Origin of the sequence: Natrinema hispanicum (genome assembly GCF_900111485.1) — an archaeon.
Classification (GTDB): Archaea; Halobacteriota; Halobacteria; order Halobacteriales; family Natrialbaceae; genus Natrinema; species Natrinema hispanicum_A.
In genome coordinates, this window is sequence record NZ_FOIC01000003.1 from 88,476 (window position 1) to 106,261 (window position 17,786).

Genomic DNA, 17,786 nt, shown 5'->3' on the forward strand with positions numbered 1-17,786 from the left:
TCCGTCTCCTCGAGCGTTGGGCAGTACTCTGCTGTCGGGACAGTCGATCCAGCCGGGACGTAAGACCTAACCAGCCGCCATCTGTAGAGCCATCAAGCACATCAGGCGCGTCTCCCCCGTCGCGTGCCGACGCTGTCTATCATGAGTGAGGAGCCTCTTCCATCGGACGGCGAGACCGAGATCCACCAGCTAGACGAAGACACCGTCGCCCGCATTGCCGCCGGCGAGGTCGTCGAACGGCCCGCCAGCGCGGTCAAAGAACTCGTCGAGAACAGTCTTGACGCCGGCGCCTCGAGCGTCGACGTCACCGTCGATGGCGGCGGCACCGAACTAATCCGGGTCGCCGACGACGGCCACGGGATGGGCGAGGCCGATCTCCGCGCGGCCGTCCGCGAGCACACGACGAGCAAGATCGACGGCCTCGAGGACTTAGAGTCGGGCGTTGCCACGCTGGGCTTTCGTGGCGAGGCCCTGCACACGATCGGGTCGGTGTCACGGCTGACGATCCGCTCGCGCCCGCGCGACGGCGAGGGCGCGGGAACGGAACTCGTCTACGAGGGCGGCGACGTGACGAGTGTCGAGCCGACGGGCTGTCCGGCAGGGACGACGGTCGAGGTCGAAGACCTCTTTTATAACACGCCCGCCCGCCGGAAGTTCCTGAAGACGACGGCGACGGAGTTCGCCCACGTCAACCGCGTCGTCACGCGCTATGCGCTCGCAAACCCCGACGTGGCCGTCTCGCTGACCCACGACGGCCGCGAGGTGTTCGCGACGACCGGGCAAGGCGACCTCCAGGCTGCCGTGTTGGCGGTCTACGGCCGCGAGGTCGCCTCGGCGATGATCCCCGTCGAGGCTGACGGCGACGAACTTCCGCCGGGCCCGCTCGAGTCCGTCTCCGGGCTCGTCTCACATCCCGAAACGAACCGTTCGAGTCGGGACTATCTCGCAACCTACGTCAACGGCCGGGCCGTGACTGCCGATGCCGTCCGCGAGGGAATTATGGGTGCCTACGGCACGCAACTTGGCGGCGACCGCTATCCCTTCGTGACGCTCTTTCTGTCGGTTCCCGGCGACGCGGTCGACGTGAACGTCCACCCGCGCAAGCGAGAGGTGCGCTTCGACGACGACGATGCGGTCCGCCGGCAAGTCGACGCTGCCGTGGAGTCGGCGCTGCTCGAGCACGGCCTGCTGCGCTCGCGTGCACCACGGGGCCGGTCAGCACCGAGCGAGGCGCGGGTCGAGCCCGGAGTCGAGACTGGGACGCCCGACTACGAGTCGGCGACGCTCGAGGAGAGCACTGGCGATGTGACACCGACCAGCGGCGCAGATGGTAACGAAAGCGATCCGGCAGCCACGGCCGACGACGGGACGGACGACGTGCCATCGACCGCTGACCCTGAGCCGGCGAGTACCGATACAGGCGTCGCCTCACGTGGGGGCGATGCCAGCACCGAGCGCACATTGCGGCCGACGGCGACCACGAGCGAACCGGACGAGTCGTCGACGACCGCGGCGGAGCCGAACACTGATCCAGCGCGCGGAACGGGCAGCGAGGCGACGGCCGATTCGACGGCGACGGCAGCCAGTTCGAGTCAGCCGGATTCGAATCCGAGTCACGGCTCGAGCAGCGAGCGCGACATCGGTTCTGGCGAAGAGCGCACGTTCAGTGCCGCCACCGAACAGCGGACGCTGACCGGCGACGCTGCGACGGGCGACGAAATCGAGTTCGACTCGCTGCCGTCATTGCGCATACTGGGCCAACTCCACGATACCTATCTGGTCTGTGAGACGCCCGCTGGACTCGTCTTAATCGACCAGCACGCCGCCGACGAACGGGTCAACTACGAGCGCCTGCAGGACGCGTTCGCCGACGATCCGACCGCACAGGCGCTCGCCGAACCCGTCGAACTCGAGTTGACCGCCGCGGAGGCGGAAGCCTTCACCCACTACCGCGAGGCGCTCTCGCGGCTTGGGTTCTATGCTGACCGAGTCGACGATCGAACGGTCGCGGTGACGACCGTCCCCGCGGTGCTCGAGGAGACGCTCGAGCCGGATCGACTGCGGGACGTGCTCACTGCCTTTGTCGACGGCGATGACGAGGCGGGGGCCGAGACGATCGATGCGCTGGCTGACCAGTTTCTCGGCGATCTGGCCTGCTATCCCTCGATCACGGGGAACACGTCGCTGACCGAGGGATCGGTGATCGACCTGCTCGAGGCGTTAGACGACTGTGAAAACCCCTATTCCTGTCCGCACGGGCGACCGGTACTCGTCGAGTTCGACGAAGCCGAGCTCGAAGCGCGGTTCGAGCGGGATTATCCAGGTCACGGCAGCTAGGTTCCTCGAGCTGTGCGGCAGGCCGTGCGCTCGTGTCGATAGAGCCAGATCGCACAGCAAAACGAGATCGCGCCGGCGGCGGTAGCAATAGCGAACGCGATCCGATAGCCAAGCGGCGTATAGACGCGCACGCCGCCGGTGAGGTCGCCGGTCCAGTAGGTATCGAGCGCCCAGCCCATCACCGTTGGCAAGATCGCAGCCCCAACGAACGCACCGAAGTTGACCGTCCCGGTCGAGATGCCGCTCGCGTTGCTGGGGTGGCGATCCTTCACGACAGCGTAGCCAAGCAAGAACGCGCCCTGCAGGAAGCCGGTCAGGAAAAAGACCGCGCCGACGACGACGAGCGGCGACGATCCAACGGCTGCGATCACGGCGAGACAGGCCGTAAAACAGCCGGCTCCGGCGACGATCAGTTCCATCCGGCGCTCGAGGCGGTCCGAGAGCCAGCCGATCGCCGGCGGCCCGGTCATGATCCCGACGCTGCCGAGCAAGGTAATCGTCGACGCCGTCGTGACGGAGACGTCGTACATCTGGACGACGTACGGGACGCCCCAGAGCCCGAAGAGGGTGAGATTCACGCCAGTTATACAGAAGAGCATGATCGAGACGACCCAGACCAACGGGTCGCAGAGTACGGCTGTGAGCGACGAGCGAAGCTGCGCGTTCGTGACCGTCTCCCGTTGGGGGACGCCCTCGAGCGGCTCGAATCCCGCCTTGGCTGGCGTGTCTCGGACGAGGGCGAACACAGCCACGGCGGCGACGAATCCAGCCACACCGACTGAGCCGATCGAGACTCGCCAGCCGACGGCACCGACGGCGATCGCAAGCGGGGTCGTCGCGAGGACGCCGCCGAACCCGGAGAGCGTAAACGTCAGGCCGCTCATCGTCGCGAACTCATCGGCGCGAAACCAGGTCGCACAGAATCGGAGAATACAGACGAAAATAACGCTGCCGCCGAGGCCGACGAGGCCGCGGGCGAGCACGGCCACGAGATACGAGTCGGCGATGGCGAATCCGATCGTGCCGACGCTCATCACCGCCGCGCCGATCGTCGCCGTACGCCGCGGGCCGACGTGGTCGGCCAGCAAGCCGGTTGGGATCTGCATCACAGCATACACCCAGAAGAAGACGGCGTGAAGCGTCCCCAACTGTGTGCCCGTCGTTTCGAACGCGGCCATGAGATTTGCTGCGAGTACCGCAGTCGAGAGCCGATTGGTGTTGACGAGCAGAAAGGCGATACCCATCGTCGCCCAGAGAACCCACCGCCACCGAACGGGATCACGCCAGCGTCGCATGTCCCACCCTCTCCATCCCGCAGTGCCGAAAAGATTCACCATCCGGATACTTCCAGACGAGCGCATCGGCGACCGCGGGACAAACGAGTTGGGTCGTATCCACAGGACCCGTAACCGACTCCGTCGTTCTGTCGTCTGTTTGTCAACTGTCGGAAGGATAGAAACCGTCAGTCCTCGCCATCCGGAACATATTATCAGCTAGTTTTGGTATTAGGTATCATATACGTTAGATATGTCTCGAGCGGCCAGCGAAATACAAATCGATAGATTCATCATTATTATTTTATTAAGTTCACAACGGAGGTGGAGTCAGTGACCGCGACTCCTGCATGCGAATTTCGTTTGTGTCATATATTACCGCGGCAAAGAATACCTATATTGTGTGTCACTATCAGACATGCTCGGTGGCGGTCTATGAGCCTAGCTAGCGCATCATACTACTGAAGTCTGTCACCATTTTTGTCCAAACATCATGCTTTATAACCCGGTATTCACTATGATGTTTTGATGCCTGCAAATACCAACACCGGAAACCCGGGTCCCCTTGGCCTGGCTGCGTTCAGCCTCACGACGATTTTGCTGAGCCTCGTTAATTCCGGACTCTTCGGTCTCGAACTCGAAATGGCGCTGATTCCGATGGCACTCGGCTTTGGCGGCTTTGTCCAGTTGCTCGTCGGGATGTTGGAGTACAACGAAGGCAACACCTTCGGACTGACCGCCTTTACCAGCTACGGTGCGTTCTGGATCTGGTTTGGCCTCCTCATCACGATGACTCACAACGGGATTCTCCCGTCGGTTGGCGCACAGGCGATCGGTGTGGTGCTCCTCGTCTGGGGGCTGTTCACCGTTGGAATGTGGATCAGCACGTTCAAGCTCAACTGGGCGCTCTGGAGCGTCTTCCTCGTGCTCTCGATCACGTTCTTCCTGCTCGCCTTCGGCGACATCCTCGGGATCGCGTCGCTGGTCACCCTCGGTGGCTACCTCGGACTCGTCACCGGCGCGGGTGCACTCTACATCAGCGTCGCGGAAGTGACCAACTGGAGCTTCGACGCCGAAGTCCTCCCGCTGGGCGGCCAGCCGCTCAAGTCGAAACCGACCAGCCAGGACTCGATGAGCGTCGCTGACGACTGATCGGCACCCACAGGTAGCTGACTGTCGTATCCAGTGCGCCCTCCACCAGACCGCCGCGCTGGGGACGATTCCTTTCTGCTGTCGACACACCGTCCAAAACACCCGAGTCGTCACTGTCGGTGTCCAACAGTATAGGATTCTCGAGCCCGTAGCACCGCCTATGACTTCCCCTCGCGTCCTCGACGGGGCGAGCGCCGGCGGCCAGTTTCTCCGGACCGCGCTCGCGCTGTCGGTCCTCGAGAACGAACCGGTTCGCCTCGAGAACGTCCGCGGTGATCGGCCGAATCCGGGACTGGCCCACCAGCATCTGGCGGCCCTCGAGACGATCGCCGACGTGTGTGACGCCGACGTGTCGGGCGACGAACTCGGTGCGGAGACGATCGAATTCGAGCCGATGCTCGAGCCGGCCGCTGATCGAACGGTCCGTGGCCGACTCGCAGGCGGCGAGTACACGGTCGACATCGGAACTGCGGGCAGCGCCACGCTGCTGTTCGATACCCTCCTGCCGCTCGCGACGATCCTCGAGTCGCCGCTGTCGGTGACCGTGACCGGGGGGACGGACGTAGCGTGGTCGCCGCCGCTGGATTACGTTCGGTACGTGAAACTGCCCCTGCTTCGCCGATTCGGCCTTGCGGCTGCCTGCGAGGTCGACCGCCGAGGGTTCTACCCCGCTGGCGGCGGCCGAGCGACGCTGCACCTCGCGCCCTCGACGCTCGAGCGAATCGAACTCGTCGATCGTGGCCCGATCGAGCGCCTCCGGATCTATTCGACCGAATCGGCATCGCTGGCCGACCGCGACGTGGCACACCGCCAAGCTGCGGGGGCGCTCGAGCGGCTGGCTCACGACGCCACACCCGACCTCGAAGAACGCTGCGAGACGACTGCTGAAAGCGCCTGTCCGGGCTCCGCGCTGGTGCTCCGAATCGATCACGGGACCGGCATCGCCGGCGTGTCGGCCCTCGGCGAGCGCGGCACGCCAGCCGAACGCGTCGGCGAAGACGCCGCCGACGCCGCGATCCGATTTCTCGAGGGGAGCGCCCCTGTCGACCGTCATATGGCCGACCAGTTGCTGGTCGTCCTCGCAGTCGCTGGCGGACGGGTTCGTATCCCGGCCGTCACCGATCACGTCGAGACCGGCTGTGCGCTGCTCGAAGATGTCGGGATCGACGTCGACCGTGAACCCGACGGTGAGACGACGGTCGTGTCGGTCACGTCGCCGCTGACCGAGAACCGGTAGCTCGAGACCGACTGCAGCTGTCTTCGGCTCTGGACACCCAATCCGCAGCCGGTCGCCAGCGGGCGATTCGGTGGTTCGTTCGTCGACTGACCGCCATAACTTATATCGGTGCCGTCCGTTGACAGAACTATGACCGGCGGACAGACTGCCGTTTGCGCCCTCGCGACCCGGGTGGTCACTCCGTGAGCGATATCGTTACGTTCGGCGAGACGATGCTCCGACTGTCGCCACCGGGCTCCGAGCGTCTCGAGAACGCCGACGAGCTCGAGGTTCGTGCCGGCGGTGCAGAGAGCAACGTCGCCATCGCGGCGAGTCGGCTGGGCGCGTCGGCGACCTGGCTGTCGAAGGTCCCCGAGACGCCGCTTGGCCGCCGCGTCGTCGGCGAACTCCAGGGCCACGGCATCGAGACAGACGTCGTCTGGAGCCACCACGGGCGACAAGGGACCTACTATCTCGAGCATGCAGGCGAGCCACGCGGGACGAACGTGATCTACGACCGGGAAAACACCGCCATCTCGACCGCGGAGGCACGCGAGTTCGACATCGACCTGATTCAGAACGCGCAGGTGTTCTTTACGACCGGGATCACGCCCGCACTCTCGACGACGCTTCGGGACACGACGCTAAACCTGCTCAAAGCAGCCCGCAAGGGCGGCACATCGGCCGCCTTCGATTTCAACTATCGGCGCAAGCTCTGGTCGCCCGACGAGGCCAGAGAGACGCTGACGAAACTGTTTCCGGGGATCGACATCCTCGTCATCGCCGCCCGCGACGCCCGCACCGTCCTCGGATTCGAAGGCGACCCGCGCCAGCTCGCGCACAAACTCGGCTCCCAGTACGACTTCACGACTGTCGTCGTCACTCGCGGCGAGGAGGGCGCGGTCGGCTGGCACGACAGCGTCGTCCACGATCATGCGGCCTACGAGACCGACACCGTCGATCCGATCGGCACCGGCGACGCCTTTACCGGCGCGTTCATCGCCCGCCGACTCGACGGCGACGACGTCCCGACCGCCCTCGAGTACGCCGCAGCGACGGCCGCGCTCAAGCGGACGATTCCCGGCGACGCAGCCCTCGTTACCGCCGACGAGGTCGACGCCGTCGTCAAAGACAGTAGCAAGGGTATCTCTCGGTAGTCCGGTTGCCCGAACGATCCATCCTGTTTGCAGCTGTTGGCTCCCGCTCGGATCGATTTCTCGCACACTGCGACGGTAAAGGATCGGTGGCAGTTGCCCGCCGCTTTTTACCGGCTGCCGTGATAGCCACCCCCGTGACTCGAGTCGTCCGGCAGGCGACGGTCGACGATATCTGGGCCGTCCACGAAATCGCACGCGAGAGCTGGCATGCCGTCTACGACGACGTCCTCGGCTCCGAAACAGTCGACGACGTCGTCGACGACTGGTATGCGATCGGTGATCTCGAGTCAGCGATGACCACCACCGAAAGCCGCGACGACGCCGCGTTTCTCGTCGCTGAGACGGCATCGAACGCCGCCTCTGCCCACGGGGCCGGCTGCCGAACAGCCCCCGAACTCGATGGCTTCGCGCACGTCGTTCCGTGGCCCGAGGACACCGCAGTCGCATTTCTCGCGTGCCTGTACGTCCGGCCCGCCGTCTGGAACGAGGGGACCGGCACGGTGTTGCTCGAGACCCTCGAGACGGGTCTCGCTCCTGGATTCGACCGCGTTCGGCTGCCCATCCTCACAGACAACGCGGTCGGGATCTCGTTTTCCGAATCGCGGGGCTTCGATCGCGTCGAGACGCGGTCGTCCGGGCTGGCGGCCGGGCTCGAAGAGCACGTCTACGAGAAGGAGTTGTGATGCGTCGTTACAGCGTCTTCTCTGCTTCTTCCTCATCGACGACCTCGATGCCGCGGTTGTTGACCGCCATCGGGTCGAGGCCGACTTCCTGAAGGAAGGTCTTGTACTCGCGTTCACACTGCTCGGCGTCTTTTTGCTTGTCGCTTGCGCGATCGCAGAGTTCGACGAGGTTCTCCGGCACGTCGTTTTGGTAGACGATCCAGTGGTTGATCAGGTCTGACAGCCGGCGGATGGGACTCGTGAAGTGGCCGTAGATCTCGAAGTTCAGCGCGTGGTGGCCGCCAAAGGGATCGTTCATGTAGCGGGCCCGGGGCATCACCTTCATCACGGCCCACTGGATCTTGTCGAGCTGGCGGCCGGGTGCCTCCTCGAGCGTCGCGTTGACCGCCTTTCGCGGGTCGTCCCAGGTGCTGCCGGGGATCGAGACGCCATCTAAGTCCTGAATCTCCTGGAGGGCTTCGGACCACTCGTCGGGGCTGGGCTGGGGATGAACCCGGTACATGGCCGAGACACCGCGATTCCACATGAGTTCGTGCGTGACGGCCTTGTTGGCCTTCAACATGCACTCCTCGATGATGGTGTGGGCGCGGTCGCGGCTCGGATTGAGGACGAGCGAACCGTCTTCCTTGCGCTGTTCGTGCATCCGGTCGGCGAGGTCGTAGACCAGTTTGTTCTCTTCGTGTAGGGGTGCGTCAGGGTCATCGAGGCGGTTCTCGGCTTGGGCGTAGGTGAGTCGCTCGTCGGACTCGATGACCGATTTGTAGATGTCGATGGTCTCGTAGGTCAGATTCTCCTTATCGAGGTGCATCTCGACAGTGTGGGCCAGTCGTTCCTCGTTTGGCACCAGCGAACAGACCGTTTCGGCGAGCACCGGCGGCAGCATATGGACCGTGTAGCCGGGCAGATAGACCGTGTTGCTGCGGTCGACGGCTTCGTCCCACATCGCTGTCTCGGGGGTGACGTAGTGGGTCACGTCGGCGATGTGCACCCAGAGGACGTACTCGTCGTCGCGTTCTTCGATCGACAGCGCGTCGTCGAAGTCCTGGGCGTCGATCGGGTCGGTAGTCCACGTCGTCAGCTCACGCAGGTCTTTTCGCTCCTCGATCTCGTCGCTGATCTCCTGTGTTACGCCTTCCGTCCGAGCCTCTGCCTCCTCGAGAACCTCCGGCGGGAACTCGTAGGGAATCTCGAACTTCTCGAACAATTCCTCGCGCTTGTTCTCGAGATGGCGCGCGAGATCCTCCGAGACCTCCACGGGGCCTTGGCCGTCGACCGTGCCGGCCTCGGCCTGTGCGTCGTCACTCATGGCGACGGCTACGGACGTGAAGGTGAAAGTCGTGTCGGGACGCGGGCCAGGCGTTCGACACCCCACGATAAGACGAATGCGGTGTTACCGCTCGTGTTCCTCGAGCGTGCCGTATCGCTCTTCGACAGCCGCGAGATACCGCGCGAGAAACGCTTCCTGGCTCTGCGTGTCGGCGTCGAGCTCGACTAACAGTGCCTCGAGTTCGGTGCGCGGATGGTGACACAGCTCGCGGTGACAGGGCTTACAGAGATACTCGAACGTCTTGTCCTCGCGATCCCAGCGATCGCCGTGCTTGTCGTACTCGCGGGCCTCATCGCGCGGTCGCTCGGTACCACAGGCGACGCACGTGACCGTTCTCACCCGGTTCCGAGAGGGCCACATACGCAGGCCAACGGCATGAGAGTACTTAGCGATTGGCACAGGTTACGGTCGCCGTGACGGTCAGGCCGGGCGAGCGACCGCGACCGGTGTCGCTGGCTGGTGGCCCAACGCTGGTCTGGCTCGGCACTGCTGGCAGGGGGCTCGGTCGCCGAGACAGGACGCGAATCTTATCTATTAAATGCGTACGGGCGGTAGCACGGGTATGCAGGTTAAATCACGACACCACCTCCGTAGCGACGCCGTCTCGGAACTCGAGACCGCGCTCGAGGAACACCTCGGCGTCTCGCCCGAGGGAGACACCTACGAACTCGTTGAGTTCGAGGACACCGACTGGGAGGTCGTCCTCATCGACGACGAACCACAAGTCGCATACTTCGACGAGGAACCGTTCCCGACGGTTCGTGGAGCCAACGCCTACGAGCCCGACAAGCGGCTGGTCACCGTCGACGCGGGGGCCGTTTCGTTCGTCAGCGACGGGGCAGACGTGATGCGGCCCGGGATCACGGCGGCCACCGACGATATCTCACCGGACGATCTGGTCGTCATTGCCGAGGAATCCCACGGGAAGGTGCTCGCGGTCGGCCGCGCCCGCGTCGACGGGGCGGATATGGTCGGCGACGAAGGGAAGGTCGTCGACTCGCTACACCACGTCGGCGACGAACTCTACGAGTTTACCGGCTAGTCAGACAGCCACTATCGATCGACCACCGGCTCGGGTCCCGTACAGAAACTGTTGCTCCGCCCCCAAATGTCTCTTCTACGACAGTAGTAAAAGACACTTGTCAATATATTCGGAATTTAGGTGTAAGTATGACTAGTAATACTAGTTCCTAGAAGACGTATGCCCACCGAACTTAAATATTGGTACGTGGTAGCACGGGCTAGAGATGATCGAACTGACAGTCGACGCCGTTCGCCTCCATTCGCCGCGGACGATCACCACCGGCACACCCATGTCCGAGGCAGCCACGTCTCTCCGACGTGCTGACGTGTCCGCACTCCCCGTTGTCGTTGACGGGTCGATCGTCGGCATCGTCACCCAATCGGATATCGTCGCCCTGGTCGCGGAAACGGACGACAGGCCGGCCGTTCGGATGGTTATGTCGTCACCAGTGACCACGATTTCGCCGACCGCGACGCTATCTGAAGCCGCCGAAACGATGCGAACTGCCGGCGTCAAACATCTCCCCGTCGTCGACGACGGCAACTACTGTGGCCTGCTTTCGGTCCGGACGCTTGCGCCGTACCTCTCGCGACACCGCCTCGAGATCAAGCCACACGACGAATCGATGCACATTGACTCGGCCGACAGTCACGAACTCACAGTGGGAGATTGAGACGGACCGCTGTCAGTCAGTTCCGGCGAAACCGCGCCCCATGGCCGGTGCATCGTTACAGCATACCGTATGAGCGCCTCGAGCAGCCAGAGATTCGTTCACGACATGTGAACGGTCACGTCTGACGTAAGAACTATGGACACAGCGACGGACTCTCTCGCCTATGGGATTGATGAGCAAAATTCTCGGTGGGAACCAGTCGCGAACTGTCGAGGACTACGCCGAACTGAATCTCGAAGACGTCTCTGCGAGTTCAGCCGAGGCAACAATGCAGGTACGCATCGCGGAAGTCGCTGGGCAAGCCGATGCGATCGATATCAAAGACGCCATCTACGACGGCGACATCGTCATCGCGGATATTACGCGCTTGCGAACCGAAGACAGCACCGTCGAACACATCGTCGACGAACTCCGACAGGTCGCCCAGGAGGTCGACGGCGACATCGTCCGGAAAGGCGACGACCAGATGATCATCACGCCGACCGATATCCGAATCAGTCGCGAAAAACTGTAGTCGCCGCCGAGACTGCCGATCAAGCAGGTTCAGACACGATCGGACACCGGCGATGCCATCCTGTCGGACGGGACGCTGAATTTTCATCCGGCGGGAATTGCCTGTGCTGATTATGCCATGTGCATCCGTTCGAGCCGATATGACGGGCTTTCGTGCAACGGTCGTGGTCAACGAGCCAATGGACTGTCCGCTCGCCGATGTCTCGGCGTCTGCCGGCGAACAGATCGATAGCGTCTCCCGATCGTCACAGCCAACAGCCAATGGGATGATCGTCGAGGAGTTCGGCGTCGCGGCGGACGCATCGATTGCCGGCGATCACGGCGTCGAAATGACGCCAGTCCAAGCCAACGATCGCGAAGCGATCTACCGATTCGAGCGTGACAGCAATACTAACTGTGCGTGTGAAATAATCGAACAGACTGGAACGCCGGTTTCGTCCGTCCGTGCTCAGAACGGCTCGTTGTACCTGTCCTTTCGGACGCTCGAGCTCGATACGATCACCGAAATCGTCGAGCAGTTGCGCGCGTCCTTCGATGGGATCATCGTCGAAGAACTCTCGCAGGATCACGGGGACGTCACCGCCGATCCGGTCGTCGTCGATCGAAATCAACTCACGACTCGTCAACGGGAGATCGTCGAGACCGCCCACGAGATGGGCTATTTCGAATATCCCAAGGGCGCGAACGCGACCGACGTTGCCGAAGACCTCGGCGTTGCACGGTCGACGTTTACCGAACACTTAGCGGCGGCCCAGACGAAGCTCATGGACGCCCTTCTCGAGGCAGAGCGGCCCCAGCAGTGACGGCGACACGCCAGTAACACTTTGACCGTCGACCGTTTGCTCACGATATGGACGTCATTCATACTGCGCTGTGGGTCTCGGACATCGAACGGACGCGTGAGTTCTACGTCGACACACTCGGTCTGACCGAAAACTGGTCGTTCACCAGTGACGACGGCGTCGAAAACGTCTACATCGGTGGCGACAACGCGGAGTTTCAGTTCAAGTACGATCCCGTGGGCAGTCCCGACATCGATTCGGGGACGATGGCACACGTCGCCGTCGGCGTCGAAAACACCGACGAAACCGTCGAGCGACTGGTCGAGCGCGTCGATCCGCCAATCCAGCGACCACCGACGACGATGGACGACCTCGGCCTCCGCGTCGCGTTCGTCGAGGATCCCGACGGCTACGTCGTCGAACTCGTCGAAGAACTCGAGTAAGACGGAGCCTGCTGGCGGTCGGCGGCGCTCGAGGGCGACTACTCGGACGTGTCGGCCGCAGCGGGGGCCGCGACCGACGGTGGCGTCCGGACGACATAGACGAGGAGCACGGCTGCGATCGCCACGACAGCGGCCAAAAACAGCCAGCCAGTTCGATACCCGACGGTGTCGGCGAGCGAGCCGAACGCGGGCGGCGCGACGAGCGCCCCACTTGTGAGCGCGAGCTGGCCGCCCGCGGTCGCACCGCCCATCTCGTCGGCCCGGACGAGCGTCGCCATGACGGAGTAGTAGACGCCGGTGTACCCGAGGACGAAAAAGCCGAGGGCGGAAAACGCGATCGCGGCACCGCGTTCGGCCGTCGTCGCCGCGACCACGACGAACATAGCCGCACTGCCGAGCGACTGGGCGATGAGCACCAGTCCGATCCTGACGCGTGGCTCGCCGGGCAGCACGTCGCTCAGCCAGCCGGTCAGCACGCGGCCGACGCTGCCAAACAGCTGAACGAGCGCGAGTATGACGCCGCCGAAGGCGACGGACGCCCCGATCGATTCCTCGACGTACAGGATCGTGTACCCGGTGGTGGTAAACAGTGCTGCGCCAAGAAAGAAGCCAGCAGCCGTCAACGCGACGTACGATCGGTTCGAAAGCAGCGCCCGAAAGTCGGGATACCCGTCCGCACTGCCACTGCTATCGCTCGAGTAGGTCAGAGAGAAGCCGACGGCGACGACGGAACCGACACCAGCGGCGACGAGAAACCCGACCTGCCAGAACAGGACACCGGCGAGGCCGGTGATCAGGAGCGCGCTACTACCGCTGCCGCCGGTGACGCCGACTTGCTTGATGCCCATCGCGAGGTTCTGGTGGTTCGGGTCGACGGTGTCGAAGACAGCCTTGTTCGTGCCGGGCATCGCAGTTCCGTACATCGATCCCAGAACGAACACCGCTGCAAGCAACAGCGCGTACGTCGGCGCACCAGCGACCAGTACCGCCCCCGCTGCGAGCCCGAAGAGACCGAATGTCAGCGTCACCCGTTCGCCAAACCGGTCCGTCAGCGCGCCGAGTGGCATCAAGAAGACGGCGTAGCCGAGGGTGAGCGTGGTGACGACGAGTCCAACCGAAAACCGGGAGAGTCCGAATGCGTCCCGGAAAAACGGCGTTGCAGCGAACACGGTGTAATAACAGATACTCGCGGCGATCTGCCACGTCGTAACGAGTACCACCGTCTGCCAGTCTGATCGGTCCATCAGCCGGTGATGCTTGGCAAACGGGTTCAAAAAACGTACTGCTCTCGAGGGCCTGCCGGCGGCGACAGCGCTCGCGTCTCACTCGCGGTTACTGACGACCGATCCGAATCGCTTATTCGAAGTCCGAAAGCGTCGGCCGCTCGAGGTCGCCCGGGAACGCGTCGACCGAGACCTGCGTCTGGTCGCCGGATTCCATGTCCTTGATCGTCACCTCGTCGTTTTCGAGGTCCTGTTCGCCGGCGATGACGACGGTCTCGGCGTTGATCGAATCCGCGTAGTTCAGTTGCGCACCGAAGGAGCGACCGGCGACGTCGGTCTCGACGACGTGGCCACGGTTGCGAAGGTCGCGAACGATTCGAGCCGCTTCAGCCCGCGTGTCGCCAATCTGGAGGACGTAGTAGTCGGTCGTCACTTCCTCCTCGGGCCAGACGCCGGCCCGCTGGAGCAACAGCGACAACGTCGCGTGGCCGGGTGCGACGCCGACTGCGGGCGTCGGCTGGCCGCCGAAGCTCTCGATCAGGTCGTCGTAGCGGCCGCCGCCGAAGATCGACCGGGAGACCTCGCCCGTGGAGTCGAAACACTCGAAGACGACGCCAGTATAGTAGTCCAGCCCGCGAGCGGTCTCGAGCGAGATCGTACAGTACTCGCGTGCGCCGAAGTCTTCGGCAGCGTCGAGGACGTTCTGGAGGTTCTCGACAGCAGCGGTCACGCGCTCGGTGTCGGCGAAGGCCTTGACGGCCTCGAGGTCCCCTTCGGCGATGAGGTCGGCGAACTCGGCGGCCTGGTCGGCCGAGAGCCCGGCATCGATCAACAGGTCGTGGTACTCGACCTGGGAGATCTTGTCGGACTTGTCGACCGCGCGGATCGCCGCCTCGGTGTCGATGTCGACGTCGTAGCTCTCGAGGACGCCCCCGAGAATGTCGCGATGGGAGATGCGGAACTCGAAGTGCTCGCCGGTGAGCCCGAGGCCGGTCATCGCGTCGGCAGCCCACGCGAGGATCTCGGCGTCGGCTTCGGGTTCCGAGGAGCCAAAGATGTCGACGTTAGTCTGGTAGAACTCCCGATAGCGGCCCTGTTGGACCTGCTCGTAGCGCCAGAACGGTCGCGTCGAGACCCACTTGATCGGCTTCGACAGTTCCTGTTGTTTCGCGACGACCATCCGGGCGACTGTCGGCGTCAGTTCCGGCGTCAGCGTGACGTGGCGGCCGCTTTGGTCCTCGAAAGAGTAGAGTTCGTCGACGATCTCGTCGCCACTCTTGTCCGTCCACATCTCGGCACGCTCTACGGCCGGCGTCCCGATCTCGCGGAAGCCGTACTCGCGGGCCGTCTCCTCTAATACGTCGGTCGTCGCCCGCCGTGACGACATCTCGCCGGGATAGAAGTCACGAAATCCCTTGATCCGGTCGTACATGACCACTCGTTGGGCGACGACGACCTTCTATTCTTTCGTTCGGCGACGGCTGGTGACCGTCACCGAACGTTCGTCACGGACGTCTGATCGTGATCGGGGAAGTACTCCGCGATCGCTTCCGGGGCCTCTTCGGCGGCGATGAGTGCCCGGAGTTCGGCCTCGTAATCGGCCCTGTCGATCTCCTCGCTGGGGCCGGCGGTCACGTCCAGTCGTGTTTCGACCAACCGATCGACGGCGGACCGGCCGAACCCTGACAGCGGCGCGATATAGTCGATATCGTGGCGGTCCTCTAAGCTCTGGGCCTGGGCCCGCGAGACCGTCGGGACGCGGTCGTCGCGGCGGGTGCCGTCAGCGATCGCATCGAACTCCCGGGCCGCGAGTCGCTCGAGGGCGTGTTCATGGACCAGTTGAATACCGTTGCGAGGAAAGCCATCCTCGCGGATCAGATCGACGGCCTCGTGGGCGACGTCGGGATCGCACTCGAGTCGGTCGAACGGGAAGCCGACCGTCTCGGCCGTCTCGTGGGCGTGTTTCCAGTCGTCGCTGATACCGAAATGTGCGGTCACGAGCGTCACGTCGTAGAACTCCTCGAGCAAGAGCGCCGCGAGCGTCGAATCCTTGCCGCCGCTGTAGAGCAATCCGAGCTCCATCACCGGCGCTGGATGTCGAAGCTCTTGGAGTCGGGTTGCAGCTCTTTCAGGAGCTGTTTCATCTTGTCGTCGTCGATTTTCCCCTGAATGCGGCCGCTGCGGGCGAGGGTGACGACCTGTCGTTCGACTTGCTCGCCGAACTGGGGTTTGCTCATCTTGACCGTGTTGAGCCGCTTGCGGGCGTCGTCGGTCAGATACTGTCGGAGCAGGGCGTTCTTCTGGGCTTCAGCCTGTTGCTGGGCCGCTTCTTGGGCCTCGTCTCCCTGACCGCCCTCGGCGCGGTCCTGCAGCTGCTCCATTTTTTTCTGTCGGAGCTCCTCGAGTCGTTCGTCGTCGGGTGAGCCACTCATAGCTGTGATTCACTTGTTTCGCAGGCGGGAAAATGATTACGGACGCCAGAGAGCGATGGCTCTCGGCGGTGAAACCGGCACGAAAACGATCCCGGGAATTACGCGTAGCGCTCGAGTTCCGGACGGTCGAGGTCTTCGAGGACTGCACCGGCGGTGTCGTCGAGCAGGCTCTGTCCGTCGGCCGTAACGCGACGGCCCTCACCTTCGGCGGTCTCGACGAGGTCTTCCTCCTCGAGCTGCTGGAGGATGGTCCGAATCAGGTTCTTCGAGCCATCGGCACGTTTGTCGGGGGCGACCTGATAGCGGTTGGAGCCGTCTTTCGCGCCGCCGTACTCCGTCGAGAGTCGTTCGACGCCGACGGGACCGCGGTCGGCGACCTTGCGCAGCAGGCTTGCAGCGCGAGTTGCCCAGAAGTCCTCCTGTTCGGGTGGGAGTTCATTGTCGACGCCGGTCTTGGCGAACTTGGCCCAGTCCGGTTCCTCGAGTCGATCCGCGAGATCGTCGGCGAGCGCCTCGATGAGGTCGTCCGCCGGAACGTCGTACATCGTAGCCATTGGCGTGTGGTTCCCGTCGGCGGCATTTAAGAGCATCGTATCTCGGCAGCGCCGCGTCGGCCCGGACCGTTTTTCGCGCTCGAGTCGAAACGGGAGGTATGGACGAACGAGCCGCTCTGGCGCTGCTCGATGGGGAACTCGAGGCTGCCGGGGACGATGCCGCCGTCGTCGACGGACTGGTCGTCACGACGGATATGCTCCACGAGCGGACGGACTTTCCGAATGGAACGACACGCTACACGGCCGGCTGGCGCGCTGTCGGCGCGTCCGTATCGGATGTCGCCGCAATGGGTGCCAAGCCGACTGCTGCGGTTGCTGCCTACGCCGCCCCCGAGTTCGACCGTGACGAACTGCTCGCGTTCGTCCGCGGCGCGAGCGACGTCTGCGAACTGGTTGGCACCGAGTATGTCGGTGGCGACTTAGACGGTCACGACGAGTTCACCGTTTCGACGACCGTGATCGGCCGTACCGACGATCCCGTTCGGAGACGCGGCGCACAGCCCGGCGACGTCGTCTGCGTGACCGGCACGCTCGGTCGGAGCGCGGCTGCACTCGAGTTCTTCGATCGTGCGATCGATGACGACGATGCCTTCCTCGAGCGGGCGAACGACCTGTTTCGGTTTCCGCCGCGGATTGCCGCTGGCCGAGCGCTCGCCCCCCACGCGACCGCGATGATGGACTCGAGCGACGGGCTCGCTCGCTCGCTCCACCAGCTCGCCGAAGCCAGCGACTGTGGGTTTGCGATCGAGGCCGATCGGCTCCCGATCGACAACGCCGTTTACGACGTCACGGACGATGAAGACGAGGCGCTCGAGCTCGCGACGACCTTCGGCGAGGACTTCGAACTCGTCGCGACGCTTCCCGAAGCTGCACTGTCAGCGGTCCGAGCGGCGACTGACGTCCCGCTGTCGGTGATCGGCTCGGTCCGCGAAGCCGACGACGGCCTCACCATGGATGGCGAACCGCTCGCGGATCGCGGCTACACGCACGGCTGAG

The 17,786-nt window shown here is 63.7% G+C and carries 19 protein-coding genes; 11 read left to right on the plus strand and 8 right to left on the minus strand.

All coding sequences use genetic code 11. The annotated features are described in order from the left end of the window. The first annotated feature begins 141 nt into the window (after nt 1–141). Nucleotides 142–2,337: a DNA mismatch repair endonuclease MutL gene (gene mutL, locus BSG09_RS03885; RefSeq protein ID WP_092930373.1), complete on the plus strand. Its 2,196-nt coding sequence runs from the start codon at nt 142–144 to the stop codon at nt 2,335–2,337. On the opposite strand, the gene BSG09_RS03890 is transcribed toward mutL, so the two are convergent. Further along, a complete protein-coding gene (locus BSG09_RS03890; protein ID WP_092930375.1) occupies nt 2,334–3,632 on the minus strand; it encodes an MFS transporter in 1,299 nt (432 codons plus the stop codon). The two genes, mutL and BSG09_RS03890, sit on opposite strands and share 4 nt — an antisense overlap. A gap of 507 nt (nt 3,633–4,139) precedes the next feature. Here BSG09_RS03890 and BSG09_RS03895 point away from each other — a divergent pair. The 4 genes from BSG09_RS03895 to BSG09_RS03910 all read left to right on the plus strand — a co-directional run bounded on the left by BSG09_RS03895 (nt 4,140) and on the right by BSG09_RS03910 (nt 7,819). Next, the gene (locus tag BSG09_RS03895) at nt 4,140–4,763 is read left to right on the plus strand and encodes an acetate uptake transporter (RefSeq protein ID WP_092930377.1); all 624 of its coding nucleotides are present in this window, start codon (nt 4,140–4,142) and stop codon (nt 4,761–4,763) included. A gap of 160 nt (nt 4,764–4,923) precedes the next feature. After that, nucleotides 4,924–6,000, plus strand: a complete 1,077-nt coding sequence (gene rtcA / locus BSG09_RS03900; protein WP_092930379.1) for an RNA 3'-terminal phosphate cyclase — start codon at nt 4,924–4,926, stop codon at nt 5,998–6,000. Nucleotides 6,001–6,182: 182 nt separating this feature from the next. Then, complete coding sequence (gene kdgK1 / locus BSG09_RS03905; RefSeq protein ID WP_092930381.1) at nt 6,183–7,136, plus strand: bifunctional 2-dehydro-3-deoxygluconokinase/2-dehydro-3-deoxygalactonokinase; 954 nt, start codon at nt 6,183–6,185, stop codon at nt 7,134–7,136. A 134-nt stretch (nt 7,137–7,270) separates the two neighbouring features. Next, entirely contained in the window at nt 7,271–7,819 is a 549-nt protein-coding gene (locus tag BSG09_RS03910; RefSeq protein WP_092930383.1) for a GNAT family N-acetyltransferase, read from the plus strand. A gap of 7 nt (nt 7,820–7,826) precedes the next feature. Here BSG09_RS03910 and BSG09_RS03915 read toward each other — a convergent pair whose 3' ends face one another. Together BSG09_RS03915 and BSG09_RS03920 are read right to left on the minus strand one after the other, a co-directional pair. Continuing rightward, nucleotides 7,827–9,125, minus strand: coding sequence for an RNB domain-containing ribonuclease (locus tag BSG09_RS03915; RefSeq protein WP_092930385.1), 1,299 nt, complete (start codon nt 9,123–9,125; stop codon nt 7,827–7,829). Nucleotides 9,126–9,209: 84 nt separating this feature from the next. Beyond that, complete coding sequence (locus tag BSG09_RS03920) at nt 9,210–9,506, minus strand: DUF7562 family protein (RefSeq protein ID WP_092930387.1); 297 nt, start codon at nt 9,504–9,506, stop codon at nt 9,210–9,212. Nucleotides 9,507–9,708: 202 nt separating this feature from the next. On the opposite strand from BSG09_RS03920, the gene BSG09_RS03925 reads away from it, so the two are divergent. The 5 genes from BSG09_RS03925 to BSG09_RS03945 all read left to right on the plus strand — a co-directional run bounded on the left by BSG09_RS03925 (nt 9,709) and on the right by BSG09_RS03945 (nt 12,581). After that, a complete protein-coding gene (locus BSG09_RS03925) occupies nt 9,709–10,188 on the plus strand; it encodes an RNA-binding protein (RefSeq protein ID WP_092930389.1) in 480 nt (159 codons plus the stop codon). Nucleotides 10,189–10,393: 205 nt separating this feature from the next. Beyond that, nucleotides 10,394–10,843 (plus strand): CBS domain-containing protein, encoded by a 450-nt coding sequence (locus BSG09_RS03930; protein ID WP_092930391.1) that lies wholly within the window; start codon nt 10,394–10,396, stop codon nt 10,841–10,843. 163 nt (nt 10,844–11,006) lie between these two features. Continuing rightward, on the plus strand, nt 11,007–11,357 hold the full coding sequence (locus BSG09_RS03935; protein WP_092930393.1) for a cell division protein SepF: 351 nt from the start codon (nt 11,007–11,009) through the stop codon (nt 11,355–11,357). Nucleotides 11,358–11,496: 139 nt separating this feature from the next. Beyond that, complete coding sequence (locus tag BSG09_RS03940; RefSeq protein WP_092930395.1) at nt 11,497–12,159, plus strand: helix-turn-helix domain-containing protein; 663 nt, start codon at nt 11,497–11,499, stop codon at nt 12,157–12,159. A 47-nt stretch (nt 12,160–12,206) separates the two neighbouring features. Next, nucleotides 12,207–12,581, plus strand: a complete 375-nt coding sequence (locus tag BSG09_RS03945) for a VOC family protein (RefSeq protein ID WP_092930397.1) — start codon at nt 12,207–12,209, stop codon at nt 12,579–12,581. A gap of 38 nt (nt 12,582–12,619) precedes the next feature. Here BSG09_RS03945 and BSG09_RS03950 read toward each other — a convergent pair whose 3' ends face one another. From BSG09_RS03950 to BSG09_RS03970, 5 genes are all read right to left on the minus strand, one after another. Further along, complete coding sequence (locus BSG09_RS03950; RefSeq protein ID WP_092930399.1) at nt 12,620–13,825, minus strand: MFS transporter; 1,206 nt, start codon at nt 13,823–13,825, stop codon at nt 12,620–12,622. A 112-nt stretch (nt 13,826–13,937) separates the two neighbouring features. Then, nucleotides 13,938–15,236: a histidine--tRNA ligase gene (gene hisS / locus BSG09_RS03955; RefSeq protein ID WP_092930401.1), complete on the minus strand. Its 1,299-nt coding sequence runs from the start codon at nt 15,234–15,236 to the stop codon at nt 13,938–13,940. Between the two features lie 59 nt (nt 15,237–15,295). Next, nucleotides 15,296–15,886: a DUF7411 family protein gene (locus BSG09_RS03960; RefSeq protein ID WP_092930403.1), complete on the minus strand. Its 591-nt coding sequence runs from the start codon at nt 15,884–15,886 to the stop codon at nt 15,296–15,298. Continuing rightward, nucleotides 15,886–16,236: a DNA-binding protein gene (locus BSG09_RS03965; protein WP_092930405.1), complete on the minus strand. Its 351-nt coding sequence runs from the start codon at nt 16,234–16,236 to the stop codon at nt 15,886–15,888. The genes BSG09_RS03960 and BSG09_RS03965 overlap by 1 nt, the downstream gene beginning before the upstream one ends. 98 nt (nt 16,237–16,334) lie before the next feature. After that, complete coding sequence (locus BSG09_RS03970) at nt 16,335–16,790, minus strand: 30S ribosomal protein S19e (protein WP_092930744.1); 456 nt, start codon at nt 16,788–16,790, stop codon at nt 16,335–16,337. Between the two features lie 98 nt (nt 16,791–16,888). On the opposite strand from BSG09_RS03970, the gene thiL reads away from it, so the two are divergent. Next, on the plus strand, nt 16,889–17,785 hold the full coding sequence (gene thiL, locus BSG09_RS03975; protein WP_092930407.1) for a thiamine-phosphate kinase: 897 nt from the start codon (nt 16,889–16,891) through the stop codon (nt 17,783–17,785). Nucleotide 17,786 lies beyond the last annotated feature (1 nt).